We start from the raw sequence: 26159 nt of genomic DNA on the forward strand, positions 1-26159 counted from the left end.
CGGCGCACCCCACCCCCTTTGTATTAACCCCAGGAGCTTTTCACCATGCCTGCGTTGTCCCCACGCGCGCCCCGGGCGTGCCTGCTGGCGCTCACCCTGCTGTGCGCCGCGGCCGCGGCCTCTGCACAGACACCGGCCCGAGGCGGCGCTTCGGCGCTGGAGCGCATCGCTCGCAGCGGGGTGGTGCATGTGGGCTACATCCCCACGCCGGGCACCTTTGCGTTCCGCGACGCGGCGGGCGACACGGTGGGCTACTCCATCGACGTGTGCCAGCGCGTGGTGCAGAACCTGCGCAAGGTGCTGGCGCAGCCGGCGCTGCGCGTGGAGTTCCGCCCGCTGGAGGCGGCGCAGCGCATACCGCTGCTCAAGGCCGGCAGCATCGACATCGAGTGCGGTGGCAACACCAACACCGTGGGCCGGCAAAAGGACGTGGACTTCTCGCACACGCTGTTCACCACGGGCGTGCGCTTCCTGGCGCGCCAGGCCGTGCTGATCGACGGCGTGCCCAGCCTGTGGCGGCGGCGCATTGCGGTGAGCAACGGCACCACGGCGCAGGAGACCATGGCGCGCGTGCAGCGCGAGCAGGAGCTGCAGGTCGTGGTGGTGGCCACCGATGCCGAGGGCGTGCGCCTGGTGGAAGAGGGCACGGTCGATGCCTTCGCGCAGGACGACATCCTGCTCTACGCACTGCTGGCCACATCGCCGAAGAAGGGCGGCCTGCATGTCACCGGCCGCCACCTTACGGTGGAGCCGTATGCCTTCATGCTGCCCAAGGACGATGCGCCGCTGCGCGAGGTGGTGGACCGCACGGTGCTCGCGCTCATGCATTCGGGCGAGCTGGCCGCCCTGTACCGCAAGTGGTTCGACACCGATGCGCTGCGCATCCCGATGAGCGCCCACATGCGCGAAAACATCCGCTACCCCAACAAGTACGGCATTCCCTGAACGCGCGGCGGCATTGCCGCAGTGGTCTTTTTTCCAGCCGGCCCTTTCAGTCCTTTCAGTCCCTTCATCCCAGAGCTTTTCATGAACACCAGCATTCCCTTCATCAGCGACCGGCAAGTGGCCGAGGCGCTGGATTTCGCGTCGGTGGCCACCGTGCTCGGCGAGGCCTTTGCCAGCCTGGCCGCGGGTGGTGCCGCCGTGCACCAGCGCCAGCGCACCGATTGCCGTGACCTGCGGCTGAGCACCATGGGCGCGGTGTGGGCCGAGCGCGGCGTGGCCGGGGTCAAGGTGTACCCCACGGTGCGCGGGCAGTTCAGCTTTTCTATCGTGCTGTTCGATGTGGTGACCAACCAGCCGCTCGCAGTGCTGGACGGCAACGAGATCACGCGGCTGCGCACCGCGGCCATCACGGCGCTGGTGGCGTCCAAGGCGGGCCCGCTGCGGCCGCGCAAGCTGGCGGTCTTCGGCGCAGGGCTGCAGGGCCGCGCGCAGGCCGAGGCTTTGAGCGGTTGGTTCGACTTCGGGGAGATCGCGCTGGTGGACCCCGCGGGCGACCCGGCGTGGGCGCAGACGCTGGCGGTGCAGGCGGGCTGTCCGGCGGCCTTCACCACGCCCGAGGCGGCGGTGCGCGGCGCGGACATCGTGGTCACGGCCACGCGCTCGGCCACACCGGTGTTCGACGGCGCGTGGCTCGCGCCCGGCGCCTTCGTGGCCGCCATGGGCATCAGCGCGCCCAAGGGCCGCGAGCTGGACGACACCACCATGGACCGCGCGGGCCGCATCGTGCTGGAATGGCTGCCGCAAAGCCTGGCCGAAGCCGGCGAGGTGGTGCTGTGGCGGGGCCGCACGGCCAGCGCGCCGCTGGTGGACCTGCCCCAGCTCTACGCGGGCGGTGCGCCGTGGCGGCCCGAGGCGCCGGGCATCACCGTGTTCAAGTCCGTGGGCATCGGCCTGGCCGATGTGGCGGTGGCGCAGCTGGCGGTGTCGCGCATCCTGCAGCGCGCGCCCGCACTGGCAGGTACGCTGCCATGAAGGTCTGCGTGATCGGCGCGGGCGTGATCGGCTGCGCCACGGCCTACGAACTGGCGCGCCAGGGCCACGATGTGCACCTGCTGGACGCGGCGCAGGCGCCGGGCCTCGTCACGAGCTACGCCAACGGCGCGCAGCTGAGCTACAGCTATGTGGAGCCGTTCGCGTCGCCCGCCACGCTGCACGCCTTGCCCCAGCTGCTGTTGTCGCGCGGCTCGGCCGTGCGCTTCCACCCGCGCTGGGACTGGCGGCAGTGGGCGTGGGGCTTGCAGTTTCTGCGCGCGTGCTCGGCACGGCAGTCGGTGCGGGGCACGGCGCAGTTGCTGCAGTTGGCGCAGGCCAGCCGCGCGGCGCTGGCGCAGTGGATGGCCGAGGAGGACTGGTCCTTCGGCTTTGAAGAAAACGGCAAGCTGGTGCTGTGCCCCACGCCACAGGCGCTGCGCCAGCAGCAGCGCCAGGTGGCCGTGCAGGCCGTCATGGGCTGCCGGCAGGAGGTGCTGAGCGTGCGCGAATGCCTGGACAGGGAGCCCGCGCTGCAGGCGGCGCCGGGCCTGCCCTGGGCCGGTGGCGTGTGGACCCGCGACGAGTGCATCGCCGACCCGCACCATTTGTGCCGCAGCCTGGTGGGCAGCCTGCGCCAGCGCGGCGGCACGGCATCGTTCGGCGTGGTGGCGCGTTCGTTCGTGCGGCATGCAGGCCGGGTGAGCGCGGTGGCCACGGACCAGGGCGGGATCACCGCCGATGCCTTTGTGCTGGCCACCGGGCCCGCGGCAAGGCCGCTGGCGGCGCGGCTGGGCATCCACCTGCCCATCCAGCCCATCAAGGGCTACAGCATCACGGTGCCGTTTCGGGGCGGCGTGGCGCGGCCCCGCGCGAGCGTGACCGACCTGGGCCGCAAGACGGTGTTCGCACCGCTGGGCACGCACCTGCGCGTGGCGGCCATGGCCGAGGTGGGCGCCACGGGCCTTGAGGTGCCCGCGGACCGGGTGCGGACCATGGTGGACGCCGTGGCGCAGACCTACCCGGGCCTGTGCGACCTGGACGCCCCGGCCGTGTGGGCCGGGCTGCGGCCCGCCACGCCCACGTCGGTGCCCATCGTGGGCCGCTGGCGCGACAGCAACGTGTACCTCAACGTGGGGCACGGCGCGCTGGGCCTGACGCTGGCGGCGGGCAGCGCGGTGGCGCTGGCGGGGCAGATGCAGGGGTGACAGCGCCTGGCCGTCACCTCCCGCGCTGCGCGCGAAGCCGCCGCCGCCCCAGCCAGGCCACCCCGAGCCCTGCCAGCGCCAGCATCCAGGGGCTGTCCACCGGGATGGCCTTGGCAGTGCCGCCGGGTCCTGCCAGGACGTTGATGTTCAGCGTGAAGGGCGAAATCAGGCCATTGGCGTCCGTGACCTGGATGACCACGCTGAAGCTGCCCGCCGTGGTGGGTGTGCCGGTGAGCAGGCCGCCCGCGCCGAGCGACATGCCGGGCGGCAGGGCGCCCGAGCTGATGGCAAAGCTGTACGGCCCTGTTCCGCCCGTCACCAGGATCTGGCTGTTGTAGGGCGTGTTGGTGACCGGCGAGGAGGGCGGGGTGACGGCCAGCACGCCGGCGACGGTGCCGGCGGCGACCAGGTCCCGCTCACGGCCCAGGAAGTCGGAGGCCGTGATGGTGAAGCTGTAGGCGGCGGCGGTGGTGGGTGTGCCGGTGAGCGCGCCGCCCGCCGACAGGTTCAGGCCCGTGGGCAGGACTCCGGTGCTGACCAGGAACTGGTACGGCGCCACGCCGCCGCTGGCGGTGAAGGTCACGCTGTAGGGCGTGCCTTGCACCGGCACCGGAACGGACGCCGGCGTCACGCTGATGCTCTGCGCGGAGGCGGCAGCGCCCCACAGCAGGACGCAGGCGGCGCCCACGGCGGCGACGATGCGATGGCTCCAGGGGAATGCAGCCGGTCTTGCGCGGGCGGTCATTGGTGGCCTCCCCGCTGCTGGCGTTCGGCTTGCTTTTCCAGGGCCGACAGCCGCTGCGCCAGGGCCAGGAGCTCTTCGTCCCTGGCGGCCAGCCTCTGGTGCAAGGCTTGCACCGTCGCGGCGGCCAGGCCCGCCACATCGCTGGGTGCGAGCGTCTTCGGGCTGGCGCCCAGCTGAAAGCGCTGGTGCACGTCTTCCGCCATGGGCCCCAGGTGCAGGCTGGCGCTCAGATCGCTCAGGTAGCGCCAGGCATACACCGGCAGTTGCGCCACTTCGCCAAGGATGGCGTGGACCGGCGCGGCGGTGATGTCGTGCTTGAGCGTGCGGCTGGAGCCCTGGCTGAGCGTGCCGGCCACGGCAAGGTTGCCATTGGATTGCACCGACAGCGCAGGGCTGCCGCTGCCGCTCGGTGCAAGGCTCACGCCCGATGCGGTGGTCAGCTGCGTCCAGTACGCCGTGCCCGTGCCATGCGCAAGGCGCGTGGCGATGTCGCCGTTGTTGCGCAGCTCCATCTGCACGCGCGCGGTCGAGGCCGCGGCTGTCGTGTTGTCGACCCGCAAGCTGCCCGTGCCGTCGGAGCGGCGCAGGGTCAGCGGCGCCGCTGGGCGCGGAGTGCCCAGGCCGACGTTGCCGTCGCCGGCGATGTCCAGGCTGGCGTGCGGCGCCCCGGGCCGGATGCGCAGGGGCAGGCGCGAGCCGCCGGTGACGTCGCGCACGAAGAAGTTGGCTTCGTTGGCGGCAATGTCCCAGGTCTGGGGCGTGAAGCCGTTCAGGCCGTTCTGCTCTTGCCGCAGCGCCGGTGTGTTGTACGACAGCACGTGCAGGTCCAGCACGGGCGCGGCAGTGCGTATGCCCACGCGGCCGAGCGGGCTCACGTACAGGCTGTTGGCGGGTGCACCGGCCATCCACAGCGCCTTGACCTGGCTGGACGTGATGTTGGTGCCTGCAGCATCGGCGATCCCCAGGTAGCTGGCACCGCCGCTGGCGCTGTCGTTGGTGAGCAAGGTCCAGGGAGAGTTGGGGAAGGGTGCGGCGCGGGTGTCGTGGAACCCGATGCGCAGGTTGTTTTCCTTCAGCCGCAGGGTGTCGTTGCCGAAGGTTTCGCCGTTGGTGCAATCCAGGCCTGTGCAGACGCTGCCCTGGATGATGTGGTCGTCGCTGACCACCTGGTCCTTGAGCACCATGCGCTGGCTTGCGCTGGCCGACGTGACGGCCTGGGTGCGGGCGGTGCTGGCGCTGCTGGCGTTGTCGCCGGCCGCACCGGTCTCACCGCGGGGAGGCACCTGCGGCGGCAGCACGAAAGCGCCCCCGGCAACCGTCACGCTGGCGCTGAGTACGGCGCCGACAGGCCCTTCTGGCCGGGTGGGGGCCACCGGGGCCTCTTCGCGCCGGAGGGCGGCGGTGGCGGGGGCGAGCATCAGCTCGTAGGTGTAGCGCCCGTCGGGCAGGGGCGTGTCCTGCAGTGCCAGGGCCAGGGGCTCGCGCAGCACGATGTCCTGCGGCGCGCCGCCTTCGCGGGCAATTCGCAGCGTGGCCCGGCCGTGGGGCACGGCCACGGTCCATTCCAGGCGCTGGGCCTGCAGGCGGGCTGTGATGGGGGTGGCAGCCGGTGGGGTGCCTGCGGCTGGGGTGGTCTGGGCCTGGGCGCTCTGGCCCAGCAGGCAGGCGGCGATGGCCGCGGCCACGGCCAGGCGCACGGCGCGTGGCTGCGGACGGCCGTAAAAGGCGGTTCGGTCGTGGGACATGGACGGCAGCTCCCTCAGCGCGCGGGCTTGGCGGGGGCCGCCATTTGCGCTTCCAGCAGGGAGATGCGGGCCTTGATCGCAGCGATGTCGGCTTCGCGCTCGGTCACCTTGCGCGCCAGTTCCTGCACGGCTCCCAGGGTCACGCCGGCGAGGTCGCCGGGGGCCAGGCTCTTGTCGTCCTGCCCGAGCTGGAAGATCTTGCGGAAGTCCTCTGCCATGGGGCCCACGTGGCGTTCCTGCGCGGGGCTGGCGGTGTAGCGCCAGTGGTAGAGCGGCAGGCTCAGCACTTTCTCCAGCAGGCTGGTGCCGTTGATGGGTTCGATCCCCGTCTTGAGCGTGCGGCTGGAGCCCGTGCTCAGCGTGCCGGTGATGGCCAGGTTGCCGTTGGCCGCGAGCGTGAACTGCGGCGTGCCTGCGCCCTGTGTCGCCAGGGTGAGGGCGGTGCCGGCCGTCATGTCCCAGCCGGTGGCTGCCGCGGTGGTGAAGCGCAGCGTGGCAGGCCCGTTGTTCGCCAGATTCAGCAAGGTGCGCTGGGCCGCGGTGCCGCTGGCCTCCTGCACCAGCACCTGGGCGCTGCCGTCGGTGCGCATCACATGCAGTGCGGCGGCAGGCGATGCGGTGCCGAAGCCGACATTGCCCGATGCAGCGATGTCCACGCTGCTGGTGGGCGCGCCAGGGCGGATGCGCAGGGGCAGGCGCGAGCTGTTCGTAACGTCGCGCACGAAGAAGTTGGCCTCGTTGGACCCGATGTCCCACGTCTGTGCGGTGAAGCCGCCCGCGGAGGACTGCTCCAGGCGGAAGGCGGGCGTGTTGCCGGTGGATGCGTGCACGTCCAGCGCAGGCGTGGCCGTGCGCAGGCCCAGCTGGCCGCTCGCGCTCACGTAGAGGCTGTTGGTGGGCGCCCCGGCGCTCACGGTGAACACCGGGTTGCCGGACGTCGCGTCCTCGATGGCGAGGTAGGAGGCGCCGCCCGAGAAGGTGTCGTTGGCCTTGATGCGCCAGTCGTTGGCGGGAAAGCCCGCGCCACTGCTGGTGTCGTCGAAATGGATGGCGAGGTTGCCTCCCTTTAGCCGCACCGTTTCGAACCCGAAGGTTTCGTTGTTCACGCAATCGAGGCCCGCGCAGAGGCTGCCCTGCACGACCAGGTCGTCGGCCACGACCTGGTCCTTGGTGGTGAACGTGGTGGCGGCTGGTGCGGTGTTGCGCTGCGCGGCGGTGGTGGCATCGGCCCCAGCGCCCACCACCTGGCCCTGCGCCACGGCAAAGGAGCCGGACACGATGCGCTGGTGCAGGGTGGCCTGGGCCTGGGCCGGGTCCATGGTGGCGGGGGGGTCCAGGCTCAGCTCGTAGAAATAGCGGCCATCGGGCAGGCGCGCCTGGCGGGGCTCCAGCACGATGGGGGCACGCGGGAAGACCTGGTCCGTGACGGTGCCGTCGGGCCGTACCAGGCGCAGCTTGGCTGCGCCGTGCGGGGCCTGGGCGGTCCAGGTGATGCGGTCGCTCTGGCGTGCCGCGGTGATGGATGCCGCGGGGGCCTGCGCGGCGCAGGCCGCAGCGACCAGGCTGGCGACCAGCGCCAGGGAGGCTTTGTGGAAAGGGTGCATGGAGGTGGTCTCTGAAGCGGGCCGGGGGCTCTTCGAACTTTTCGAATGTCTGGCGTCGGGGGCAGCGGCAAGGCGCGTGGCTGCGCCGCCGCAGTTACCCGCGGAAACATTCGAGTCTGAATGAGCCCCGCTAACGCGTCAATCGTGAAATGCCAGGGTGTCGTGCGCTCGACGCAGCCCTTCGCCCCTTCTCTGGCCATTCCGGCCTTTCCGGCCTTCCAGCCCTTCCCGCGTTCCCCTCTCTGCCCTGTGGTGGGGGGGGGCTGCCGGCACGTCGCGTGCCGGCACCTGGGGACGGAGCGTTCAGCCTGCTTGCGGAATCGGCGCCCGCATGCCTGCGTTGAGCAAATTCCAGGCATTGATGGTGGCGATCGCAAAGCCCAGGTCGGAGATCTCGGCGTCGGTGAACAGGGCCTTGAGCTTGGCGAACTCTTCGTCGCTCGCGTCGCTGTGCGGCGTGGCGGTGAGGATCTCGGCCCAGCGGAAGGCGGCGCGCTCGCGTTCGTTGAAGAACGGTGCCTCGCGCCAGCCGGCCACGGCGTTCAAGTGGCGCGCTTCCACGCCGTCCTTGACGAGGTAGTTCCAGTGCATGTCCATGCAGTAGGCGCAGCCGTTGATCTGCGAGACGCGCAGGAACACGAGCTCTGCCAGGCGCGCGCCCAGGGCGCCCTTCTTGATGGTTTCGGACACGTTGACCAGGCCCATGAAGGCCTTGGACGAGAGCTGGTGGTAGGGCAGGCGGGCGGTGTGCTGGGACATCAAAAAACTCCTGGGTGTGCCCTGGTGGGGCGGTGGTGGATGAAAGGGGGCGATGGGTGCGCGGCACAGGCCATCGCATTCCATACCTTTCAAGACGTGCGCGTGTTGTCCGGTGTGACAGCGGGCGGCGTTTTTTTGCAGCCTCCACTCCACTCCACAACACAACCACCCATCCATGAACCCTTCGCCACCCCAGCGCCCAGCGCCGTGCCTGTGTCAGTCCAGCGAGAGCGGGATCCCCGCGAGCTTGTCCGGGTTGCGGATCGCGTAGATCGCCACGATGCGCTCGCCGTCGGTCACGAAGGCCTGCGCCGATTCGAGCTGGCCGTCCAGGTAGCGCAGCAGCCCCGGCTCGCCGTTGATGAGCGCCATGCGGTAGACCACCTGCGCGCCCAGGCGGCGAAACAGGGCCCAGTACAGGTTGGCGATGCGAAAGGGGCCGACCAGCGGCTTGGCGAAGGATGGCACCTTGCCGCCACCGTCGCCGATGAGCTGGGCGTCTTCGCTGAGCAGTGTTTCGATGGCGTTGCGGTCGCCGCTGCGCGCGGCCAGCATGAAGCGCTGCAGCAACTGGTGGTGCACGTTGCGCGGCACCTCGAAGCGGGTGCGCGCCTGCTGCACGCGTTCGCTTGCACGGTGCACCATCTGGCGGCAGCTGGCCTCGGTCTTGCCCAGCTGGGCCGCGATCTCGGGGTAGTCGTAGTCGAACACCTGGCGCAGCAAAAAGGCGGCGCGCTCCTCGGGCCCCAGGCGCTCCAGCACGTACAGGAACGCCACCGACAGCTCGCCCGCCAGCTCGGCGGCCGACTCGGGCGTGTGCGCACCGTCCAGCTCCACCAGCGGCTCGGGCAGCCACCAGCCCACATAGGCCTCGCGCTCGGTCTTGAGCGCGCGCAGCCGGTCGATGGACAGGCGCGTGACCACCGTGACCAGCCAGGCCTCGGCGGACTGCAGGGCGGCGGGGTCGGTGCGGCTCCAGCGCAGCCAGGCGTCCTGCAGCACGTCTTCGGCATCGGCGCGCACGCCGAGCATGCGGTAGGCGATGCCGAAGAGGCGGGGGCGCAGGGTGGTGAAGGGGTCGGTGGCGCAAGCGCCGGAGGTCGCTGGAGGGGCTGCGGAGGTCATGGGCTGGTGCCTGGGCTGGGGGTGGTGAAGCAGATCAACCGCCGCTGCGCGTTGTCTGGCCATGTTGACCAGACGGGGGAGACTGCCGGTGTGTGACAGTGTGGAGTGGTTTGCTCCTGTTTTGATAGCTGTTGGCGCTTGCCAGATGAGCGGTAGGGCAGGTTTTGATGGTCAACCGCAGTGCCTGGCGCCCGCGCGGCGGCACGCCGCGGCTCAAGGCCGGGACGGCGCCGCGCCCGGCTGGGTCAGCCGCTCCAGCCGCTCCAGGTACACGAAGGCCGTTGCGGTGCTGGCGCCGCACATCTCGGCCGACGGCATGAGGCCGCCGCACACCGCGGGGCGCTCGGGTTGCCCAAAAATGAGGCAGCGCTCCCCCGCGCCCAGTTGCACGCACCGCACCCCGGCGGGCTTGCCCTGCGGCATGCCCGGGATGGCGGAGCTGATGGAAGGTGCGGTGCAGCAGGCACCGCAGCCGGGGCGGCAGTCCATGGGGGTTGTGGTGGCTGGCGGGGGGGGCTGGGCGGGGCAGGGCGTCAGGCGGGGGCGCCTTCGGGGTGCAGGCGGGCAGAGGCCCACAGCACCTGGTCCACCACGCCCCGCACGCGGTCGCGGTGGGCGGGCTGCACCAGGGCACCCGCCTCGTCGAAGGCACTGCCGGCCGAGCCCAGCGCAAACGCCTTGGGCGCCAGCCAGCATTCGGCGTTGATGAGCAGCGGGGCCAGGTGGCTTTGCGAGCGCAGGCCGCCCAGGGCACCGGGCGATGCGCTGAGCATCCCCACCACCTTGCCGCGGAAGGACTTGCCGCCGTCTTCCCAGTCGGGGTTGCCCTTGACGGGGCTGGACGCCCAGTCGATGGTGTTCTTGAGCAGGGCGGTGTAGCTGCCGTTGTACTCGGGCGAGCAGATCACCCAGGCGGGGTGCCGCCACAGGATCTCCTTGAGCCGGATCACGTCGGCCGGCGTGCCCTGGGCTTCGAGGTCGGCGTTGTACATCGGGATGTCGAAGTCCGACAGCTCCAGCAGCGTGACCGTGGCACCGGCATCGCGTGCGATGGCGGCGGTGGCGTGGGCCAGCTTGCGGTTGAAGGACTGCTGGCGCGTGCTGCCGGCGAAGACGAGGAGGGAGGGAGTGGTTGTGGGCATGGTGCCTGCGATTGGAGCACAGGCGCGCGGCAGGAATCCTGCAAGACGTGCCCGACGGTGGGGATGCCTCAGCGGTCGTGCATGGGTGCGGCCGGCAGCCCGGGCCGGGCCTGTGGCACGCTGCGCCACACCAGCGTGCCCAGCGCGGCGGCAAACGCCGCCAGGCTGAGCCCGGCGCGCCAGAGGTTGGCGGCATTCCACCGGTCGCGCACACCCGCCCAGTCGGCCGGCAGGGCCTGGGGGGTCCAGGATTCGGTGGTGTGGTTCAGCAGCAGGTTCACCTCCTGGGTGAAGAACACGATGCCCAAGCCATAGGCCGCCCCCACCAGCCCCAGCACGCGCCACCAGCCCGCGCGGTGCTCCCGCCAGGCCGTGGCCAGGGCCAGTGCACACCACAGGGGCGGGCCGAAGAAGAGGGTGAAGAACAGCGCATGCCGCACGTTGCGGTTGAGGGCCGACTGCACGGTGGCGTAAATCGCACCGTCCATCTGCAGCAGCGCCAGGTTGACGTTGGCGCTGTAGGTGCCGAAGAAACCGGCCATGAGGCCCAGCCACAGCACGGCCAAGGCATGGGGTGCGAGTGCGAGCGGGGAGCGGCAGGAGGTGGTGAAGGTAGAGGGGCTGTTGGGCATGGTCTGGCGGTGCGGGGAGTGGCGACCTGCCCACTGTCGCAACCTTCGGCATCCAGCGCCTTAACCTTTGATAAGCCCCAGTTCGCTGCGCACCCGTGACAGGGTGACGTCCGTCATGCCCAGGTACGAGGCCAGGTGCCGCAGCGGAATGCGGTCGGCCCACTGGGGACGTTCGCGCACCAGCTTTTCGTAGCGCTGGCGGGCGCCGAGTTGCAAAAACTCCTGCTCGCGCTGCATCTTGCCGTCCAGCAGTGCGCAGAGCGTGCGGTGTTCCAGGCTTGCCCATGCGGGCCAGGTGGCGGCTGGCTCGACCGTGGCCGGCCAGGGCAGGGCCCACAGCACGGTGGCGTCTTCCATCGGTTCCACGTGAAACATTGCCGGTGTTTCGCGCAGCCAAGGGGTGACAGGCCAGCGCATGCTGCCGTCCAGGAAGAAGTTCTTGTTGGACTCTGCCCCTTCGCTGTCCAGGTAGTACAGGCGCAGGGCCCCGCGCTCCACCCACCACAGGTGCTGCCAGCGATCGCCCGCTTGCAGCAGCGGTTGCCCACGCTGCAACTGCAGGCGCTGGGCGCTGGCCCACCAATCCCGAACGGGGGGCGGCGCGGAGCCCAGCAACTGGGTCAGGAACAGGGTAAGGGGCGTAGAAACAGACACGGCCAGCGCAAAGTGGGAAAATCGCGGGTTACCCGCCGGGCTCCGGGCCGTTGTGCCCAGGCTGCCGAGGCGGGCCGAGGGGCTTGCGCACCTGCCAGTCAGCCGCTGCACACCCCCGGGTTTTCATTATCGGGCCCACCAGGCTCTCGGAGTTCTCCATGTTGTACCCCCAGGAATTTGATGTGATCGTTGTCGGCGGTGGCCATGCAGGCACCGAAGCCGCGCTGGCTGCCGCGCGCATGGGGCAAAGAACCCTGCTGCTCACGCACAACATCGAGACGCTGGGGCAGATGAGCTGCAACCCGAGCATCGGCGGCATCGGCAAGGGCCACCTGGTGAAAGAAGTGGACGCGTTGGGCGGCGCGATGGCGCTGGCCACGGACGAGGGCGGCATCCAGTTCCGCATCCTCAACAGCTCCAAGGGCCCGGCCGTGCGTGCCACCCGGGCCCAGGCCGACCGCATTCTGTACAAGGCCGCCATCCGCCGCATGCTGGAGAACCAGCCCAACCTGTGGCTGTTCCAGCAGGCGGTGGACGACCTGATGGTGGAGGGCGACCGGGTGGTGGGCGCCGTAACGCAGGTGGGCATCCGCTTCCGGTCGCGCACGGTGGTGCTCACCGCCGGGACCTTCCTGGACGGCAAGATCCATGTGGGCCTGAACAACTACGCGGCCGGCCGGGCAGGGGACCCGCCCGCCGTGTCGCTGTCGGCGCGGCTCAAGGAGCTGCAGCTGCCGCAGGGCCGGCTCAAGACCGGCACGCCCCCCCGCCTGGACGGGCGCAGCATCGACTTTTCGAAGTGCCTGGAGCAGCCCGGCGACGGCATGCCGGGCGGCGTGAACGAGGGCACGGTGCCGGTGTTCAGCTACATGGCCCATGCGCACGGCGGTGCCGCGATGCACCCGCGCCAGATGCCCTGCTGGATCACCCACACCAACGAGCGCACGCACGAGATCATCCGCAGCGGCTTCGACCGCAGCCCCATGTTCACCGGCAAGATCGAGGGCGTGGGCCCGCGCTACTGCCCGAGCGTGGAAGACAAGATCAACCGCTTTGCCGACAAGGACAGCCACCAGATCTTCCTGGAGCCCGAAGGCCTGACGACCCACGAGTTCTACCCCAACGGCATCTCCACCAGCCTGCCGTTCGACATTCAGTACGAGCTGGTGCGCAGCATGCCGGGGTTGGAGAACGCGCACATCCTGCGCCCCGGCTACGCCATCGAGTACGACTACTTCGACCCCCGTTCGCTCAAGAGCAGCTTCGAGACGCGGCAGATCCAGGGTTTGTTCTTTGCCGGGCAGATCAACGGCACCACAGGCTACGAAGAAGCGGCGGCGCAGGGTTTGTTTGCCGGCATCAACGCCGCGCTGCAGTGCCGAGGCGATGCCCCCTGGCTGCCAGGCCGCGACGAGGCCTACCTGGGCGTGCTGGTGGACGACCTGATCACCAAGGGGGTGACCGAGCCCTACCGCATGTTCACCAGCCGGGCCGAGTTCCGCCTCCAGCTGCGCGAAGACAACGCGGACATGCGCCTGACCGAAGCAGGGCGCCGCATGGGCCTGGTGGACGACGCGCGCTGGGATGCCTTCAGCCGCAAGCGGGACGCTGTTTCACGTGAAACAGAACGCCTGAAGGCCACCTGGGTGAACCCGCGCAGCCTGCCTGCGGCCGAATCGGAGCGCGTGCTGGGCAAGAGCATCGAGCACGAGTACAACCTGTTTGAACTGCTGCGCCGCCCCGACGTGAGCTACGCCAACCTGATGTCGCTGGACGGCGGCAAGCATGCCTCGGCCGATGTTTCACGTGAAACGCTGGGTGCGCTGACCGACTCGGTGCTGGAGCAGGTCGAGATCGCCGCCAAGTACGCGGGCTACATCGACCGGCAAAAGGGCGAGGTGGAGCGCGCCGCCCACTTCGAGAAGCTGCGCCTGCCGCCCGACCTGGACTACCTGCAGGTCACTGCGCTGAGTTTCGAGGCCCGCCAGGTACTGAGCCGCCACCGGCCGGAGACCTTGGGCCATGCGTCGCGCATCACCGGCATCACCCCGGCGGCGATTTCTCTGTTGATGGTCCACCTGAAGAAGGGCGGCTTCAAGGAATTTGCCGTGGCCCCGTCCAAGGCCGAAGGCGAAGTGGCGGCATGACGATGACGGTATCCCACAACGACGCGTTGCGCAGCCAGTTGCAGGCGGGCGCCGAGGCCTTGGGCCTGGGCCTAGAGGATGGGCAGGTCGGCCAGCTGATGGACTTTCTGGCGCTGCTGCAGAAGTGGAACAAGGTCTACAACCTGACCTCGGTGCGCGACCCGCAGGAGATGATGACGCACCACCTGCTGGACAGCCTGGCGGCAGTGGCGCCGCTGCGCCGGCACCTCGCCACCCTGGAGTCGCAGGGCCTGGCGGCGGGCACGGTGCGCCTGCTGGATGTGGGCTCGGGCGGCGGTCTGCCCGGGGTGGTGTTTGCGATCTGCTGCCCGGGGGTGGATGTGAGCTGTGTGGACACCGTGGGCAAGAAGGCGGCTTTCATCCAGCAGGCGGCGGTGTCCTTGAAGCTGCGCAACCTGCACGGGGTGCATGCGCGCGTGGAGACCTTGACGACACCGTTCGACATCATCAGCTGCCGCGCGTTTGCCTCGCTGCCCGACTTCGTGACCTGGTCGCAGGGCGCGCTGGCCACGCCCCACGGCGTGTGGCTGGCCATGAAGGGCAAGCACCCCGAGGATGAGATCGCCGCCTTGCCCGCGGGTGCATCGGTGTTTCACGTGGAACCACTGTCCGTGCCGGGCCTGGAGGCCGAGCGCTGCATCATCTGGTTGAAGCCCGCCTGAAGTTTTTGGGGCGTGTGGACCGGCGGGTGGCACGCGAACGACGGAGCAGGGCAGGGTGGTCGCTTAAACTCGGCTGCTCATTCGGTGGGTGCGCATACCGCGGCACCCACCCAGCACACCGGGAGAGATCATGTTCGGCATCGCAGACTACGGCGCCTTTGTCGCCGCCATCGTGTTGTTCCTGGCCATCCCGGGTCCTGGCAATCTGGCGCTGATCACCTCGACGAGCAAGGGCGGCGTGCGGGGCGGCCTCGGCGCCACGATGGGTGTGATCGCGGGCGACCAGGTGCTGATGTGGGCCGCGGTGGCCGGTGTGGCCACCCTGCTGGCCACCTACCCCACGGCCTTCCATGCGGTGCAGTGGCTGGGCGCGGCCTACCTGGCCTGGCTGGGGTTCAAGATGCTGACCGCCAGGCCCGGTGCCAAGCCGGTCCTGAACATCGAGCCGCGCCACTACTTCAAGCAGGCCGCGCTGATCACCTTGCTCAACCCCAAGGCCATCGTGTTCTACATGGCGTTCTTCCCCCTGTTCGTGGACCCGGCGCGCCACCAGGGCATGCTGACCTTCGGCGTGATGGCCGCCACCGTGGCCGCGCTCACGTTCGCATACGGCCTGATCGCCGTGCTGCTCACCCACTTTCTGGCCGAGCGCATGCGCGCCAATCCGCGCATCGGCCGCGGGCTGGAAAAGCTGGCCGGTGTGTTCCTCATCGGCTTTGGCATCAAGCTGGCCATCTCCAAATAAAACTACACGGACTGCTGCATCCACATGGCCAAGATCTTTTGCGTTGCCAACCAGAAAGGTGGGGTCGGCAAGACCACCACCACCGTCAACCTGGCCGCCGGGCTGGCCAAGATCGGGCAGCGGGTGCTGATGGTCGACCTGGACCCCCAGGGCAATGCCACCATGGGCTCGGGCGTGGACAAGCGCAGCCTGGAGCTCACGGTGTACGACGTGCTGCTCGAATCCGCTTCGGTCAAGGAAGCCGCGGTGCACTCGGACAAATGCGGCTACTGGGTGCTGGGCGCCAACCGGGAGCTCGCGGGCGCCGAGGTAGAGCTGGTGACCCTGGAGCACCGCGAAAAGCGCCTGAAGGCCGCGCTGGCCGAGGTGGACGGCGACTACGACTTCGTGCTCATCGACTGCCCGCCGTCGCTGTCCATGCTCACGCTCAACGGCCTGTGCAGCGCGCACGGGGTCATCGTGCCGATGCAGTGCGAGTACTTTGCGCTCGAAGGGCTGACCGACCTGGTCAACACCATCAAGCAGGTGCACGCCAATCTCAATGCCGACCTGCAGATCATCGGCCTGCTGCGCGTGATGTTCGACCCGCGCATCACCTTGCAGCAGCAGGTGAGCGACCAGCTCAAGGGCCACTTTGGCGACAAGGTGTTCAACAGCGTGATCCCGCGCAACGTGCGCCTGGCGGAGGCGCCGAGCTACGGCCTGCCCGGCGTGGTGTTCGACCCGGCGGCCAAGGGCAGCCAGGCGTTCGTCGAGTTCGCGCAAGAGATGGTCGAGCGCGTGCAGACCATGCCCGCACCGGGGGCGGCAACGGCCGATTCGGTGGTCAAAATGGCCCCTACCGCTTGATAGGCGAGCGCTAGCAGCTACTAAATTAATAGCAATGAAGGCATCCAACATACTGCTCCTGCCCGGCTGGCAGAACTCCGGCCCCGGCCATTGGCAAAGCCGCTGGGAGGCTGTGCACGGCTACCACCGCGTGGAGCAGCACGACTGGATGCGCCCGCTGCGGGGCGACTGGTCGGCCCGGCTGCAGGAGACGGTGGTGGATGTCGACGGCCCGGTGGTGCTCGTCGCCCACAGCCTGGGCTGCATCCTCACGGCGTGGTGGGCCGCGCATTCGCCCCTGGCCCACCGCGTGCGCGGCGCGCTGCTGGTGGCGCCGGGCGATGTGGAGCGGCCCGACCTGGCCGCGCAGATCCACGGCTGGGCACCGATCGCGCGCCAGCCGCTGCCGTTTCCGGCCTTGCTGGTGGGCAGCCGCAACGACCCCTACTGCAGCCTGGAGCGCGCGCAGGGCATGGCGCAGGCCTGGGGCGCCCGGTTCGTCGACTACGGCGAGCGCGGCCACATCAATGCCGAGTCGGGCCTTGCCGACTGGGACGAAGGCCATGGCTGGCTGCAACCACTGCTGCAGGCGCAGCCGGTGGCATGAAGTTCATGCGATGGCCCTTCTTCTTCTTCGGGCGCCGGGGCGCTGCGCAGCCCGCAGCCACCGCCCCTGCAACGCCCCGGCGGCGTGCGGCACCTTTCTGGCTGGGCGATGCCCTGCAGGCGGTGCTGGCCTGGCTGCTGCCCAGCAGCGCCGTGGTGGTGGCGGCGCTGGGCCAGTTCGTGCTGGCCGCCGTGCTGTGCGTGGTGGCCTGTGGCATCTGGCTGCGCCTGTGGCGCGGGCGGGTGCGGGGGCGCGGGGCAGGGCGCCCCAAGGGCTGATGCCGCACGCACAGCGCCGCCTGGCCCCCGCATTCCCTTCGCGAACATCCTCCCGCTGACCCACCTTGCCGCATGTCCCAGATCCATCTGCCTTCCGTCGCCCATACCTTGCCCCATGCCTGGCGCTCCACCGTCGTGGGCCGGGCGGCGGGCGCCAACGTCAAGGTGCTGCGCATGGACGCGCAGGCCTACCCCGACGAAACCCACGACTTCGACGAAGCGCTGCTCGTCCTGGACGGCCAGATGAACCTGGACCTGCAGGGCCGGCGCGTGCAGGTGGGCGCGGGCGAGGTCTACATCGTCCCGGCCGGCGTCCCGCACGCGGTGGCCGAGGGCAGCCACGGCACGCTGGTGATCATCGACCGCTGAGCGGCATTGATCGGCACCCATTCTTTCCATCCATCTTCCGGACACTCACCCATGGTCACCAAGAAACCCAAGGGCCTCGGCCGCGGCCTCGAAGCCCTGCTGGGCCCCAAAGTCGCTGAAAAAGCAGAGCAGGCGCAGGCCGCCGAAGCCGGCCTGCCCAGCACCCTGCCCCTGACCGAGATGGTGGCGGGCATGTACCAGCCCCGCACCCGCATGGACGAAGGCGCGCTGTACGAGCTGGCCGAGTCCATCAAGGCCCAGGGCATCATGCAGCCCATTCTGGTGCGGCGCCTGGCCGATGGGGACAACGCCGGCAAGTACGAAATCATCGCGGGCGAGCGGCGCTTTCGCGCCGCGCGCCTGGCGGGCCTGGACACCGTGCCGGTGCTGGTGCGCGACGTGCCCAACGAGTCCGCCGCGGCCATGGCGCTCATCGAGAACATCCAGCGCGAGGACCTGAACCCGCTGGAAGAAGCCCACGGCCTGCAGCGCCTGGTCCGCGAGTTCGGCCTCACGCACGAGCTGGCCGCGCAGGCGGTGGGCCGCTCGCGCAGCGCGGCCAGCAACCTGCTGCGCCTCTTGAACCTGGCCGAGCCGGTGCAGACCATGCTGATGGCGGGCGACATCGACATGGGCCACGCGCGCGCGCTACTGTCGCTCGACCGCGCCGCGCAGATCACCGCCGGCAACCAGATCGCGGCCAAGAAGCTGTCGGTGCGCGAGGCCGAGGCCCTGGTCAAGAAGATCGGCGCCGAGTTCAGCCTGGTGCCGCAAAAGCCCCAGAAGGAAAAGTCGCGCGACCTGAAGCGGGTGGAAGAAGAGCTGTCCGACCTGCTCATGGCCGAGGTGGAGGTGCGCGTGAAGAAACGCGTCAAGCGCCACGGCCGCGTGGAAGACATGGGCGAGCTGGCGATCCAGTTCGGCTCGCTCGAGGCGCTCAACGGCCTGATTGATCGGCTGCGGAAGTAAGTAAAGTAGATGCCCGCCCGGGCGGCGGGTGGCGCCCTGCGGCGAGCGGATGCGCCAACGCCCGGTGGCCCGGCAGGGGCGCGGCAGGGTGGCGCGCCCCGTCTTGCCGGTGCGATGCGTGAAATAGCGCACACAAGCAGTTTCCACACGTAACTTGCACAGGCAAAATGCATGTGTGCGAGGCCTACACTGCGCTGCGTTCAACACCCCGGGTTGACGATGGCCAGGCCGCTTCAGAACCGCTACGCACATGGCGTGCGTGCTGCAGTCCACGATGGTTTGCCGGGTGATCGATCCACCTTCTGGAATCCACAGACCATGCTCTCTTTCGCGCTTCGTTCGTCCTTGGGCAAGCCCTGCGGCCTGCCGGGGCCCGGCCTTGCCGCCTGTGCGCCCGCGAACGAGACAGGCGCTCCCCGTTCCGCCCTGCACGGCCCTGCCGGGCGCGTTGAGGGGCGTGCTGCAGCCCGCCGCGGCCACGCTGCGCGCCGGCAGTTGTTCAACCTTTGACACACCAGCGATGCCGTCCCTGCGCATGCCCTGGCCCCTGCCCGCGTTGGTCGCGTGGGCCTGCGCGTGGCTGGTTTTCGTCGCGCTGCAGCGCGCGGCCGTGCCGCCCGTGGCTGCGCTGGGCGTGGCCTGCGTGCTGGGCACGGCGGCCAGCCTGCTGGGCGGCAGCTGGTGGCGCCGCGGCCTGATTGCCGCGGGGTTTCCGCTGTCGCTGGCGCTGCTGGGCGCGGCCAGCCTGCCCACCTGGGCCTGGCTGGTGCCGCTGATCTTGCTGCTGCTGGTCTACCCGCTCAATGCCTGGCGCGATGCCCCGGTGTTCCCCACGCCCCCGCATGCGCTCAAGTCGCTGGCCTCGCAGGCGCCGTTGCCGCTCGATGCCCGCATCCTGGATGCCGGCAGCGGGCTGGGCGATGGCCTCAAGGCCCTGCGCCAGGCCTACCCGGCCGCGCAGCTCGAGGGCATCGAGTGGAGCTGGCCCCTGCGCCTGCTGTGCGCGCTGCGCTGCCCCTGGGCGTACGTGCGCCGCGCCGACATGTGGGCCGAGGACTGGAGCCCCTACCGCATGGTGTATGTGTTCCAGCGGCCCGAGAGCATGGCCCGCGCCGCCGCCAAGGCCCAGGCCGAGCTGGCCCCCGGCGCGTGGCTGGTGAGCCTGGAGTTCGCGGTGCCCGGCGTGCTGCCCAGCGTGCAGTTGCGCGTGCCGGGCGGGCGCGTGGTGTGGCTCTACCGCATGCCGCTACACCGTGCGGAGGCTTGATATGTGCGGTTGCAACACGATCACTGTCGGTTACAGAAAAGATACAAGCTTTTGCTACATTGCGTGTCTGGCTACAACCCCATACAAAACAACCAAGAAACTCACAGCCAGAGGGGGTCGCCAGCAGCACGTTCATGCGCCGAGAGGGGGCGCACGTGCCGCCAGCACCGTCCTCATCCGGCCGTCCCACCCTGCAGACACCCGTTGTTTTCAACGCCGTCATGGTGCGCACGCTTGCGGCGGCGCCATCGTGGCGCGGGGTCGTCCTGCGTGCGGGCCGTGCCGGGGTTTTCTGGTGCGCAACCGACCGTCCTGCTAGGAACATCCATGACCACCCAACTGTCCCGTTTTCGCCCACGCCTGCTGTGGGTGCTGACGCTGAGCGCCGCCCTGACCGGCTGCGCCACCATGCAGAGCCACGACAAGCTCGCCACCGACATGCAGGCCGCCGGACGCACGGGCGGCATTCCCGCGGCCATCGCGCAGCTGGAAAGCACGGCCAAGACCGAGGATGAAAAGACAGCGCTGCTCTACAACATGGAACGTGGCGAGCTGTTGCGCATGGACCGCCGCTACCCCGACAGCACCAACGCCTTCCTGCTGGCCGACACCAAGGTCAAGGAATGGGAAGAGACCGCCAAGACCAACCCCAGCAAACTCATGGGCACCGTGGGCGCCGCGCTGATCAGCGAACGCCTGAAGGTCTACGAAGGCCAGGACTATGAAAAGGTGTGGGTCACCACGCGCCTGGCCCTGAACCGCATGGCCGTGGGCGACTTCGAGAACGCCCGCGTGGACATCAAGCGCACGCACGAGCGCGAAGCCATCATTGCCGAGTTCCGCGCCAAGGAAACCCTGGCGGCCGAAGAAGAAGCCAAGTCCAAGGGCGCGACCTCGGGCGGCAAGGAACTCAACGGCTACCCCGTCGAGACGCTCAGCGACCCTGAAGTGCTGGCGCTCAAGAACGGCTACTCCAACGCCCTGAGCCACTACCTCGCGGGTTTCCTGTACGAAATGCTCAACGAGCCCGGCCTGGCAGCACCTGGCTACCGCAAGGCCATCGAACTCAAGCCCGAAACCGGCGTGCTCGAAGAAGGCCTGCGCGGCCTGGACACGCGCACCGGCTTCACCTGGAAGCGCCGCCAGCGCATGACGGACGTGCTCTTCATCGTCGAAGCCGGTGACGCGCCCGCCCGCAAGCCCAAGGCGTTCACGCTGCCCGTTCCCACGGGCCGGGGCCTGGTCACGGCCAGCATCTCCTACCCGGTGATCGAGCCCTCCAAGGACGCGCTGCTCACCACGATCTCGGCCGCCGGCACCAACCTCAAGCTGGAAAAAGTGGTGGATGTGAACGTGATGGCCCGCCGTGCGCTCAAGGACGAAATGCCCGGCATGGTGCTGCGTGGCTTTACCCGCGCGGTGGCCAAGGGCGTGCTGCAAAACGAGCTGCAAAAGCGCGGCGGCCTGGTCGGCGGCCTGATCGGCGCAGCCGCCTCGGTGGCCACCGAGCAGGCGGACGACCGCATGTGGCGCATGCTGCCCGGCCGCGTGTACGTGGCCCGCGGCTACCTGCCTCCGGGTGAGCACGTGGTGACGGTGAACGGCCGCGCACTGCCCCAGCCCATCAAGATCGACGGCCAGTACGCCCTGGTGCCCCTGCGCATGTACGACAACAGCGTGCTGACCGGCGACGTGGCCATGCTGGGCCAGTTGCCCGCCGTGGCCGCTGCATCGCAGCCCGCTGCAGAGCCTGCCGTCACGACCCGCACCACCACGACGACCACCACCAACAACCGCGCCCGCCAGGTGCCCAAGTCGGCGGTCAAGTCCACCTCGACCAAGCCCGCGCCTGCCGCGAAGAACTGAAAACCACCATGTCCCATATCCAAGGAGCCTCTGGCATGAGAACCCGTATCGCCCTTGCTGCCGCAGCACCTGCCATTGCGTGCGCGGCGCTCACCCTGACCCTGGCCACCGCGGCCAGCGCCCAGCTGCACGACCCGGCCACCCCGCTGGCCGTGGCCTCCAAGGTCGCCCTGCGCGGCGAAGCCAACAGCATCGCCGTGCGCGAAATGCGCATCGTGCGCAAGAACGACATCCTGGTGGTGCAGGCCGACATGGCCAACATGGGCCGCACCGACCGCACCGTGTTCTACCGATTCAAGTGGCTGGACAACGTCGGCAACCAGGTGGGCGACGGCGAATCCTGGAAGCAGATGAGCGTGCTCGGCCTGGGCCAGCAGACCGTGAAAAGCGTGGCCCCTACCGCCGCAGCGGTCGACCTGCGCCTAGAGATGAACGTCGAGCCGCGCTGACATGACACACCCCCTGAGTCGCTGCGCGACTTCCCCCTCTCTCACGCTTCGCGTGGGAGGGGGACGCAGCCAGCGCGGCGAGGCGGCCCTTGCGCGGCTACCCGCGCTCGGGGCACGCCAGTTTCAAGCGTTGCAGTCAGCGCAAAGCGCTATGTATCACTAAGGAATCAACACCATGAGCATCAACACCATTCAGCGCACTGCGCTCGTCCTGGCCTTCGCCGCCAGCACCCTGGCCCTGTCGGCCTGCCAGAACCTGTCTTCGCCCACCGTGCGTTTTGACCGCCAGGTCAACTACGGCGACGCCAAGGCTGTGGAGCTGGTGACCAACGAGTTCGGCTCCACCGACCTGCAGATGATTGCCGAGAAGATGACCGGCGGCCTGCTGGAAACCGGCATCTTCCAGGGCCGCCCCACGGTGACCATCTCGACCGTGAAGAACAAGACCAGCGAATACATCGACACCACCAACGTGATGAGCTCGATCCAGACCGCGCTGGTCAAGTCGGGCAAGGTGCGTTTCGTGCGCTCCATCAACGAGATGCAGCAGGGCGTGGACGAGCTGCAGCGCCAGAACCAGAGCGGCCTGTACAAGCAGGGCACCACCGCCAAGGTCGGCCAGATGACGGCGGCCAAATACACCATGGAAGGCGAGCTGACCAGCATCGTCAAGCAGAACAACGCCACCAAGGACGTGTACTACAAGTTCACGCTGAAGCTGTTTGACGTGCAAGAAGGCACGATCGAATGGCAGGACGAAAAAGAGATTCGCAAAACAAGCAAAAGGTAAGAAGCCCCCCTGAGTCGCTGCGCGCCTTCCCCCGAGGGGGACGCCACCCGTGGCCTGGCGGAGCCAGTTCCACGGTGGCGCTGGCGGGCGGCGCGCTCACTTCATGCGGCGTGGGGTCCCTCCGGCGCCGTCCGAATGAATCATTGAAGACGCTCACAAGGAGCACACCATGCAACGCAGAACCACTTTGCACACGGCCCTGGCCGTGATCGCCGCCACCACCATGGCCTGGGGCGGCACCGCCCTGGCGCAGCAGCCCGGCGCGGCGCCCAAGATCGCCGTGACCGACCTGGCCTACGCCCAGCGCGTGTCCGAGTACTTCCTGGCCGGCACCTACCAGCGCAGCAGCCAGATGAGCGCGCAGGCCAGCCACGGCGGCGGCCACAGCCACGGCATGTACGGCGGCTCGGGCTCGTACTCGGGCCAGCAGTCCATGCAGGCGTCCGAGCAGGCCAGCGGCACCTACGTGGCCGGCCGCTACAGCTACATCGAGCAGCGCGAACTGGGCGGCTACACCAACGACATCAAGGGCGCCATCCTGCAGGGCACCTACTTCCGCCTGATCCAGGGCAAGGGCTTCGACGCAGGCAAGCCCCAGCCCTCCAAGGCCGAGCAGGTGCTCAACCAGGTGCAGGGCGGCAAGATGGCCACGCCGCAGGTGCAGCCCCAGGTCAATGACGTGATCAGCCGCATCAAGAAGGGCGAGTTCAACGGCGCCGACTACGTGTTGTTCGGCGTGGTGTCGAGCATCGACTTCACCGACGCGCTCTCGCCCCTGCAGGGCACCACCAGTGCCACGCGCCAGTACGGCCTGCAGCTCCTGGCGGACTTCTCGCTGATCAACACCAAGACGTACGAGATCAAGGCTGCGTTCTCCGCCCAGGGCGAGGGCAACGACACCAAGATCCTGTCGATCCGTGGCGACATCGCCCCGCCCAACCGCGCCAAGGTGATCCGCGAGACCTCGCTGTCGCTGGCGCAGGACGTGTACCAGCAGATGGCCATGCAACTGGGCTACACCGACGCCCACCTGGCGCGCGGCGTGCGCCCGGCACCCGTGTACCAGCAGGGCGGCCAGCCCATGCCCGTGCCGCAGCCGCAGCAGCCTGAGCAAGTCATCATCTTGAAGTAACCCCCTGAGCGGCTTTGCCGCTTCCCCCAAGGGGGGGCGCCACCCGTGGCCTGGCGAAGCCAGTTCCACGGTGGCACTGGCCTGGGGCGTGCCAGTGCGGGGCGCTGTGCCATAGTGTTTGACGGCATTTCTGAGGACATTGCGGCCATGCCAGACTTCGGTGTGCACCACGCCCGGCAACCACCGCTCCGAACCCTTTCCTTTCGGTCGTTCGCCGCATCGCTGCGGCCCCGGGCCAGCCTTGCGCTGGCCTTTTGCATGGCGCTGGGTGGTGTGGCGGGGCTGCTGACCGGGTGCGCGGGGCCGGTGCAGGTTGATGCACCGGCAGTGTCCGAGACCATGGCGGGCGGGTATGAACCCGCTTCTGCCGATGACGCCGACGCTGCTGCAGTGGCTGCAGCGCAGGGCGAGCACTTCGTGCGCCGGTCGCTGCCAGGTGCGGACGGGGCCACGACGCTGCAGGTCCTCACGCGCGACGCGCGCACCGCGCCGTTACGTTACCGCGTGATCGTCATCCCGGGCTCCGGCTGCGCGGGCATGGGGCCGATCGCCGAGCGCTACTTCGCCGGTCTGCTGCACGCGCAGGTGCTGGTGCTGCACAAGCCCGGTGTGGACCCGCAGGCACGCACGGCCCCGGGCGATTGCGCGCGGGACTTTGTGCAGCAGGACCGCCTGTCCACCTGGCTCACGCACGCGCGGGCCGCCCTGCAGGCCGATGCGCAGCAGCGCGCGCGGGATGGCGGGCCCGCGCTGCCCCAGTTGCTGGTCGGCATCTCCGAAGGGGCCGAGCTCTTGCCCGCCCTGGCGCCCGACGTGCCGCAATTGGCGGGCCTGGTGCTGCTGTCGGCCAGTGGGCTCGATCCGCAGGAGGCGGGCACGCTGCAGGCGCAGCGCCTGGGCGCGCAGGCGGACTGGGACGCACTGGCCCGCAGGGTGGCCAGCCGCCAGCCCGACACCGCCGTGGCACAGGGCCGCAGCCTGGGCTACTGGCGCGACCTGTGGAGCTGGCCGCTCACGCTGCCGCTGGTGCACAGTCCCTGGCCGCTGCTCCAGGTGTGGGGCGCCGACGATGCGCTGGTGCCCGCTGCGGCCTACGAGCGATTTACCGGGCTGGCCGCGGTGCGCACCGTGCCGTACTGCGCGCGCAGCCTTGCCGGCGCCGACCACGGCCTGCAGCGCCGCACTGCCGATGGGAACGCCGACGGGGTGCAGCAGGTCTGGGCCTGGACCGAGCAATGGGCACGCACCCCGGCCGCCGGGCTGTGCGCGCCCCTCGGGCGCTGACCAGCCATGGCGCGCACCGCTGCACTGTGTCTGAGCCTTGCGCTGGCCCTGCTGGCACCCGCCGCTGTCGGCCAGACGGTGCCTGCTCCCGCGTGCGGTGATTTCCTGGCCGCGCAGCGGCACAAGCCGCCGGGCCTGCAATGGACGGGATGCACCGAAGACCACTTTCACCAACTGCGCGCCCTGGTCGCCACCTACCGCGTGCCGGGCGCCCAGGCCGCCGCCGTGGAGCGCTACCTCGTGCGCCGCACCGGCATGGCGCGCCTGCACTTCGTGTGCTGCGGCTGGGAGCCCCGCAACCGCCGCGGCCGCGAGGGCGCCGGCAGCCTGCCGGGTCCGGCCGAGGCGTACATCGTGGAGATGGCTGCCGGCGACACCCTGGTCACGCGCCGCAGCGACTGGGCGCAGATCCCGTGGTTCGAGGTGCGCGTCACGCTGCCGCTGGAGTCGCCGTAGCCCCGGCGCTCCTGCTCAGCGCGGCCGGTACATCTTGAACAGCTGCTCCGGCCCCACCGTGAAGTAGTCGGCCGGGCCCCCGGCGCGCAGGATGTGGCCGGCGTTGGCGGTGTCGTACACACCGTCCTTGAGCAGCCGCTGGTCGATGTGCACCACCACCACCTCGCCCAGCACCAGCCAGGTGGGCACCTGCACGCCATCGGCGCCCTGCAGCTGCAGGATCTGCGTGCTGCGGCATTCGAAGGCCACGGGGCTCTCGGCCACGCGCGGCGGGCGCACCTGCGCGGACGGCCGCGGCGTGAGGCCCGCAAGGGTGAACTCGCTGACCTCGGGTGGCGCGTTGGCGCAGCTCTGGTTCATGGCCTCGGCCAGGTCGCGCGTGGCCAGGTTCCACACGAACTCGCCGGTCTCCTGCACATTGCGCACCGTGTCCTTGAAGCCGATGCTCGCAAAGCCCACGATGGGCGGCACGTAGTTGAACGCGTTGAAAAAACTGTAGGGCGCCAGGTTGGTGGCGCCCGCCGCGCTCTGCGTGGAGATCCAGCCGATGGGGCGCGGCCCCACGATGGCGTTGAACGGGTCGTGCGGCAGGCCGTGGCCCTGGCGGGGTTCGTAGCTGTGGATGGCGGAATCGGTCATGGCGGGCGCGCTGGGCGGGAGCGGGTTGGATGCAAGGGACGCAGGAAGGCCCATCGTAGAAC

The 26159-nt window shown here is 69.5% G+C and carries 28 protein-coding genes; 18 read left to right on the plus strand and 10 right to left on the minus strand.

Annotation, left to right across the window (positions count from 1 at the left end):
* Positions 1–45 precede the first annotated feature (45 nt).
* The 3 genes from ACIGHN_RS09795 to ACIGHN_RS09805 all read left to right on the plus strand — a co-directional run bounded on the left by ACIGHN_RS09795 (position 46) and on the right by ACIGHN_RS09805 (position 3182).
* Entirely contained in the window at positions 46–945 is a 900-nt protein-coding gene (locus tag ACIGHN_RS09795) for an amino acid ABC transporter substrate-binding protein (protein WP_396504212.1), read from the plus strand.
* A gap of 81 nt (positions 946–1026) precedes the next feature.
* Entirely contained in the window at positions 1027–1977 is a 951-nt protein-coding gene (locus ACIGHN_RS09800; protein ID WP_396504213.1) for an ornithine cyclodeaminase family protein, read from the plus strand.
* Positions 1974–3182, plus strand: coding sequence for an FAD-dependent oxidoreductase (locus ACIGHN_RS09805; RefSeq protein ID WP_396504214.1), 1209 nt, complete (start codon positions 1974–1976; stop codon positions 3180–3182). Before ACIGHN_RS09800 ends, ACIGHN_RS09805 begins: the two co-directional genes overlap by 4 nt.
* 13 nt (positions 3183–3195) lie before the next feature.
* Here ACIGHN_RS09805 and ACIGHN_RS09810 read toward each other — a convergent pair whose 3' ends face one another.
* The 9 genes from ACIGHN_RS09810 to ACIGHN_RS09850 all read right to left on the minus strand — a co-directional run bounded on the left by ACIGHN_RS09810 (position 3196) and on the right by ACIGHN_RS09850 (position 11588).
* The gene (locus ACIGHN_RS09810; protein WP_396504215.1) at positions 3196–3927 is read right to left on the minus strand and encodes an Ig domain-containing protein; all 732 of its coding nucleotides are present in this window, start codon (positions 3925–3927) and stop codon (positions 3196–3198) included.
* Positions 3924–5672, minus strand: a complete 1749-nt coding sequence (locus tag ACIGHN_RS09815; RefSeq protein ID WP_396504216.1) for a tail fiber domain-containing protein — start codon at positions 5670–5672, stop codon at positions 3924–3926. Before ACIGHN_RS09815 ends, ACIGHN_RS09810 begins: the two co-directional genes overlap by 4 nt.
* Positions 5673–5686: 14 nt before the next feature.
* Positions 5687–7276, minus strand: a complete 1590-nt coding sequence (locus tag ACIGHN_RS09820; RefSeq protein ID WP_396504217.1) for a tail fiber domain-containing protein — start codon at positions 7274–7276, stop codon at positions 5687–5689.
* Positions 7277–7579: 303 nt separating this feature from the next.
* Positions 7580–8035 carry a carboxymuconolactone decarboxylase family protein gene (locus tag ACIGHN_RS09825; protein ID WP_056410631.1) on the minus strand — a complete coding sequence of 152 codons (456 nt, stop codon included), beginning with the start codon at positions 8033–8035 and terminating at the stop codon, positions 7580–7582.
* 216 nt (positions 8036–8251) lie between these two features.
* Entirely contained in the window at positions 8252–9160 is a 909-nt protein-coding gene (locus ACIGHN_RS09830; protein WP_396504218.1) for an RNA polymerase sigma-70 factor, read from the minus strand.
* Positions 9161–9373: 213 nt separating this feature from the next.
* Entirely contained in the window at positions 9374–9649 is a 276-nt protein-coding gene (locus tag ACIGHN_RS09835; protein ID WP_396504219.1) for a YkgJ family cysteine cluster protein, read from the minus strand.
* A 44-nt stretch (positions 9650–9693) separates the two neighbouring features.
* A complete protein-coding gene (locus ACIGHN_RS09840; RefSeq protein ID WP_396504220.1) occupies positions 9694–10302 on the minus strand; it encodes an NADPH-dependent FMN reductase in 609 nt (202 codons plus the stop codon).
* A 68-nt stretch (positions 10303–10370) separates the two neighbouring features.
* The gene (locus ACIGHN_RS09845; protein ID WP_396504221.1) at positions 10371–10934 is read right to left on the minus strand and encodes an anthrone oxygenase family protein; all 564 of its coding nucleotides are present in this window, start codon (positions 10932–10934) and stop codon (positions 10371–10373) included.
* 60 nt (positions 10935–10994) lie between these two features.
* Complete coding sequence (locus ACIGHN_RS09850; RefSeq protein WP_396504222.1) at positions 10995–11588, minus strand: Crp/Fnr family transcriptional regulator; 594 nt, start codon at positions 11586–11588, stop codon at positions 10995–10997.
* A 158-nt stretch (positions 11589–11746) separates the two neighbouring features.
* On the opposite strand from ACIGHN_RS09850, the gene mnmG reads away from it, so the two are divergent.
* The 15 genes from mnmG to ACIGHN_RS09925 all read left to right on the plus strand — a co-directional run bounded on the left by mnmG (position 11747) and on the right by ACIGHN_RS09925 (position 25458).
* The gene (gene mnmG / locus ACIGHN_RS09855; protein WP_396504223.1) at positions 11747–13735 is read left to right on the plus strand and encodes a tRNA uridine-5-carboxymethylaminomethyl(34) synthesis enzyme MnmG; all 1989 of its coding nucleotides are present in this window, start codon (positions 11747–11749) and stop codon (positions 13733–13735) included.
* Positions 13736–13737: 2 nt separating this feature from the next.
* On the plus strand, positions 13738–14418 hold the full coding sequence (gene rsmG / locus ACIGHN_RS09860) for a 16S rRNA (guanine(527)-N(7))-methyltransferase RsmG (RefSeq protein WP_396504375.1): 681 nt from the start codon (positions 13738–13740) through the stop codon (positions 14416–14418).
* Positions 14419–14548: 130 nt separating this feature from the next.
* Positions 14549–15163 (plus strand): LysE family transporter, encoded by a 615-nt coding sequence (locus tag ACIGHN_RS09865; protein ID WP_396504224.1) that lies wholly within the window; start codon positions 14549–14551, stop codon positions 15161–15163.
* A 24-nt stretch (positions 15164–15187) separates the two neighbouring features.
* Positions 15188–16012, plus strand: a complete 825-nt coding sequence (locus tag ACIGHN_RS09870; RefSeq protein WP_056410612.1) for a ParA family protein — start codon at positions 15188–15190, stop codon at positions 16010–16012.
* Between the two features lie 34 nt (positions 16013–16046).
* The gene (locus tag ACIGHN_RS09875; RefSeq protein WP_396504225.1) at positions 16047–16598 is read left to right on the plus strand and encodes an RBBP9/YdeN family alpha/beta hydrolase; all 552 of its coding nucleotides are present in this window, start codon (positions 16047–16049) and stop codon (positions 16596–16598) included.
* Positions 16595–16876, plus strand: a complete 282-nt coding sequence (locus tag ACIGHN_RS09880) for a hypothetical protein (RefSeq protein WP_396504226.1) — start codon at positions 16595–16597, stop codon at positions 16874–16876. Before ACIGHN_RS09875 ends, ACIGHN_RS09880 begins: the two co-directional genes overlap by 4 nt.
* Positions 16877–16948: 72 nt before the next feature.
* Positions 16949–17245: a cupin domain-containing protein gene (locus ACIGHN_RS09885; RefSeq protein ID WP_056410606.1), complete on the plus strand. Its 297-nt coding sequence runs from the start codon at positions 16949–16951 to the stop codon at positions 17243–17245.
* 51 nt (positions 17246–17296) lie between these two features.
* Entirely contained in the window at positions 17297–18214 is a 918-nt protein-coding gene (locus ACIGHN_RS09890; RefSeq protein ID WP_056410603.1) for a ParB/RepB/Spo0J family partition protein, read from the plus strand.
* A gap of 520 nt (positions 18215–18734) precedes the next feature.
* The gene (locus tag ACIGHN_RS09895) at positions 18735–19481 is read left to right on the plus strand and encodes a hypothetical protein (RefSeq protein WP_056410600.1); all 747 of its coding nucleotides are present in this window, start codon (positions 18735–18737) and stop codon (positions 19479–19481) included.
* Between the two features lie 327 nt (positions 19482–19808).
* Positions 19809–21347, plus strand: a complete 1539-nt coding sequence (locus ACIGHN_RS09900; RefSeq protein WP_396504227.1) for a COG3014 family protein — start codon at positions 19809–19811, stop codon at positions 21345–21347.
* A gap of 35 nt (positions 21348–21382) precedes the next feature.
* Positions 21383–21796 (plus strand): YcfL family protein, encoded by a 414-nt coding sequence (locus tag ACIGHN_RS09905; RefSeq protein ID WP_056171663.1) that lies wholly within the window; start codon positions 21383–21385, stop codon positions 21794–21796.
* A gap of 175 nt (positions 21797–21971) precedes the next feature.
* Positions 21972–22586, plus strand: coding sequence for a penicillin-binding protein activator LpoB (gene lpoB, locus ACIGHN_RS09910; RefSeq protein WP_056410595.1), 615 nt, complete (start codon positions 21972–21974; stop codon positions 22584–22586).
* A 169-nt stretch (positions 22587–22755) separates the two neighbouring features.
* Positions 22756–23718 carry a hypothetical protein gene (locus ACIGHN_RS09915; RefSeq protein ID WP_396504228.1) on the plus strand — a complete coding sequence of 321 codons (963 nt, stop codon included), beginning with the start codon at positions 22756–22758 and terminating at the stop codon, positions 23716–23718.
* Between the two features lie 147 nt (positions 23719–23865).
* The gene (locus ACIGHN_RS09920) at positions 23866–25002 is read left to right on the plus strand and encodes an alpha/beta hydrolase (protein WP_396504229.1); all 1137 of its coding nucleotides are present in this window, start codon (positions 23866–23868) and stop codon (positions 25000–25002) included.
* 6 nt (positions 25003–25008) lie between these two features.
* Positions 25009–25458 carry a DUF4952 domain-containing protein gene (locus ACIGHN_RS09925; RefSeq protein ID WP_396504230.1) on the plus strand — a complete coding sequence of 150 codons (450 nt, stop codon included), beginning with the start codon at positions 25009–25011 and terminating at the stop codon, positions 25456–25458.
* Between the two features lie 15 nt (positions 25459–25473).
* On the opposite strand, the gene ACIGHN_RS09930 is transcribed toward ACIGHN_RS09925, so the two are convergent.
* Positions 25474–26097: a flavin reductase family protein gene (locus ACIGHN_RS09930; RefSeq protein ID WP_200912361.1), complete on the minus strand. Its 624-nt coding sequence runs from the start codon at positions 26095–26097 to the stop codon at positions 25474–25476.
* Positions 26098–26159 lie beyond the last annotated feature (62 nt).

Origin of the sequence: Acidovorax sp. NPDC077693, assembly GCF_044542805.1 — a bacterium.
In the GTDB taxonomy this organism is placed as follows: domain Bacteria; phylum Pseudomonadota; class Gammaproteobacteria; order Burkholderiales; family Burkholderiaceae_C; genus Acidovorax.

Bases quoted from the DNA above. Each gene is read 5' to 3' on its own strand.
- ACIGHN_RS09795 (WP_396504212.1), top strand. From the start codon at position 46: ATGCCTGCGTTGTCCCCACGCGCGCCCCGGGCGTGCCTGCTGGCGCTC.
- ACIGHN_RS09800 (WP_396504213.1), top strand. From the start codon at position 1,027: ATGAACACCAGCATTCCCTTCATCAGCGACCGGCAAGTGGCCGAGGCG.
- ACIGHN_RS09805 (WP_396504214.1), top strand. From the start codon at position 1,974: ATGAAGGTCTGCGTGATCGGCGCGGGCGTGATCGGCTGCGCCACGGCC.
- ACIGHN_RS09810 (WP_396504215.1), bottom strand. From the start codon at position 3,927: ATGACCGCCCGCGCAAGACCGGCTGCATTCCCCTGGAGCCATCGCATC.
- ACIGHN_RS09815 (WP_396504216.1), bottom strand. From the start codon at position 5,672: ATGTCCCACGACCGAACCGCCTTTTACGGCCGTCCGCAGCCACGCGCC.
- ACIGHN_RS09820 (WP_396504217.1), bottom strand. From the start codon at position 7,276: ATGCACCCTTTCCACAAAGCCTCCCTGGCGCTGGTCGCCAGCCTGGTC.
- ACIGHN_RS09825 (WP_056410631.1), bottom strand. From the start codon at position 8,035: ATGTCCCAGCACACCGCCCGCCTGCCCTACCACCAGCTCTCGTCCAAG.
- ACIGHN_RS09830 (WP_396504218.1), bottom strand. From the start codon at position 9,160: ATGACCTCCGCAGCCCCTCCAGCGACCTCCGGCGCTTGCGCCACCGAC.
- ACIGHN_RS09835 (WP_396504219.1), bottom strand. From the start codon at position 9,649: ATGGACTGCCGCCCCGGCTGCGGTGCCTGCTGCACCGCACCTTCCATC.
- ACIGHN_RS09840 (WP_396504220.1), bottom strand. From the start codon at position 10,302: ATGCCCACAACCACTCCCTCCCTCCTCGTCTTCGCCGGCAGCACGCGC.
- ACIGHN_RS09845 (WP_396504221.1), bottom strand. From the start codon at position 10,934: ATGCCCAACAGCCCCTCTACCTTCACCACCTCCTGCCGCTCCCCGCTC.
- mnmG (WP_396504223.1), top strand. From the start codon at position 11,747: ATGTTGTACCCCCAGGAATTTGATGTGATCGTTGTCGGCGGTGGCCAT.
- rsmG (WP_396504375.1), top strand. From the start codon at position 13,738: ATGACGGTATCCCACAACGACGCGTTGCGCAGCCAGTTGCAGGCGGGC.
- ACIGHN_RS09865 (WP_396504224.1), top strand. From the start codon at position 14,549: ATGTTCGGCATCGCAGACTACGGCGCCTTTGTCGCCGCCATCGTGTTG.
- ACIGHN_RS09870 (WP_056410612.1), top strand. From the start codon at position 15,188: ATGGCCAAGATCTTTTGCGTTGCCAACCAGAAAGGTGGGGTCGGCAAG.
- ACIGHN_RS09875 (WP_396504225.1), top strand. From the start codon at position 16,047: ATGAAGGCATCCAACATACTGCTCCTGCCCGGCTGGCAGAACTCCGGC.
- ACIGHN_RS09880 (WP_396504226.1), top strand. From the start codon at position 16,595: ATGAAGTTCATGCGATGGCCCTTCTTCTTCTTCGGGCGCCGGGGCGCT.
- ACIGHN_RS09885 (WP_056410606.1), top strand. From the start codon at position 16,949: ATGTCCCAGATCCATCTGCCTTCCGTCGCCCATACCTTGCCCCATGCC.
- ACIGHN_RS09890 (WP_056410603.1), top strand. From the start codon at position 17,297: ATGGTCACCAAGAAACCCAAGGGCCTCGGCCGCGGCCTCGAAGCCCTG.
- ACIGHN_RS09895 (WP_056410600.1), top strand. From the start codon at position 18,735: ATGCCGTCCCTGCGCATGCCCTGGCCCCTGCCCGCGTTGGTCGCGTGG.
- ACIGHN_RS09900 (WP_396504227.1), top strand. From the start codon at position 19,809: ATGACCACCCAACTGTCCCGTTTTCGCCCACGCCTGCTGTGGGTGCTG.
- ACIGHN_RS09905 (WP_056171663.1), top strand. From the start codon at position 21,383: ATGAGAACCCGTATCGCCCTTGCTGCCGCAGCACCTGCCATTGCGTGC.
- lpoB (WP_056410595.1), top strand. From the start codon at position 21,972: ATGAGCATCAACACCATTCAGCGCACTGCGCTCGTCCTGGCCTTCGCC.
- ACIGHN_RS09915 (WP_396504228.1), top strand. From the start codon at position 22,756: ATGCAACGCAGAACCACTTTGCACACGGCCCTGGCCGTGATCGCCGCC.
- ACIGHN_RS09920 (WP_396504229.1), top strand. From the start codon at position 23,866: ATGCCAGACTTCGGTGTGCACCACGCCCGGCAACCACCGCTCCGAACC.
- ACIGHN_RS09925 (WP_396504230.1), top strand. From the start codon at position 25,009: ATGGCGCGCACCGCTGCACTGTGTCTGAGCCTTGCGCTGGCCCTGCTG.
- ACIGHN_RS09930 (WP_200912361.1), bottom strand. From the start codon at position 26,097: ATGACCGATTCCGCCATCCACAGCTACGAACCCCGCCAGGGCCACGGC.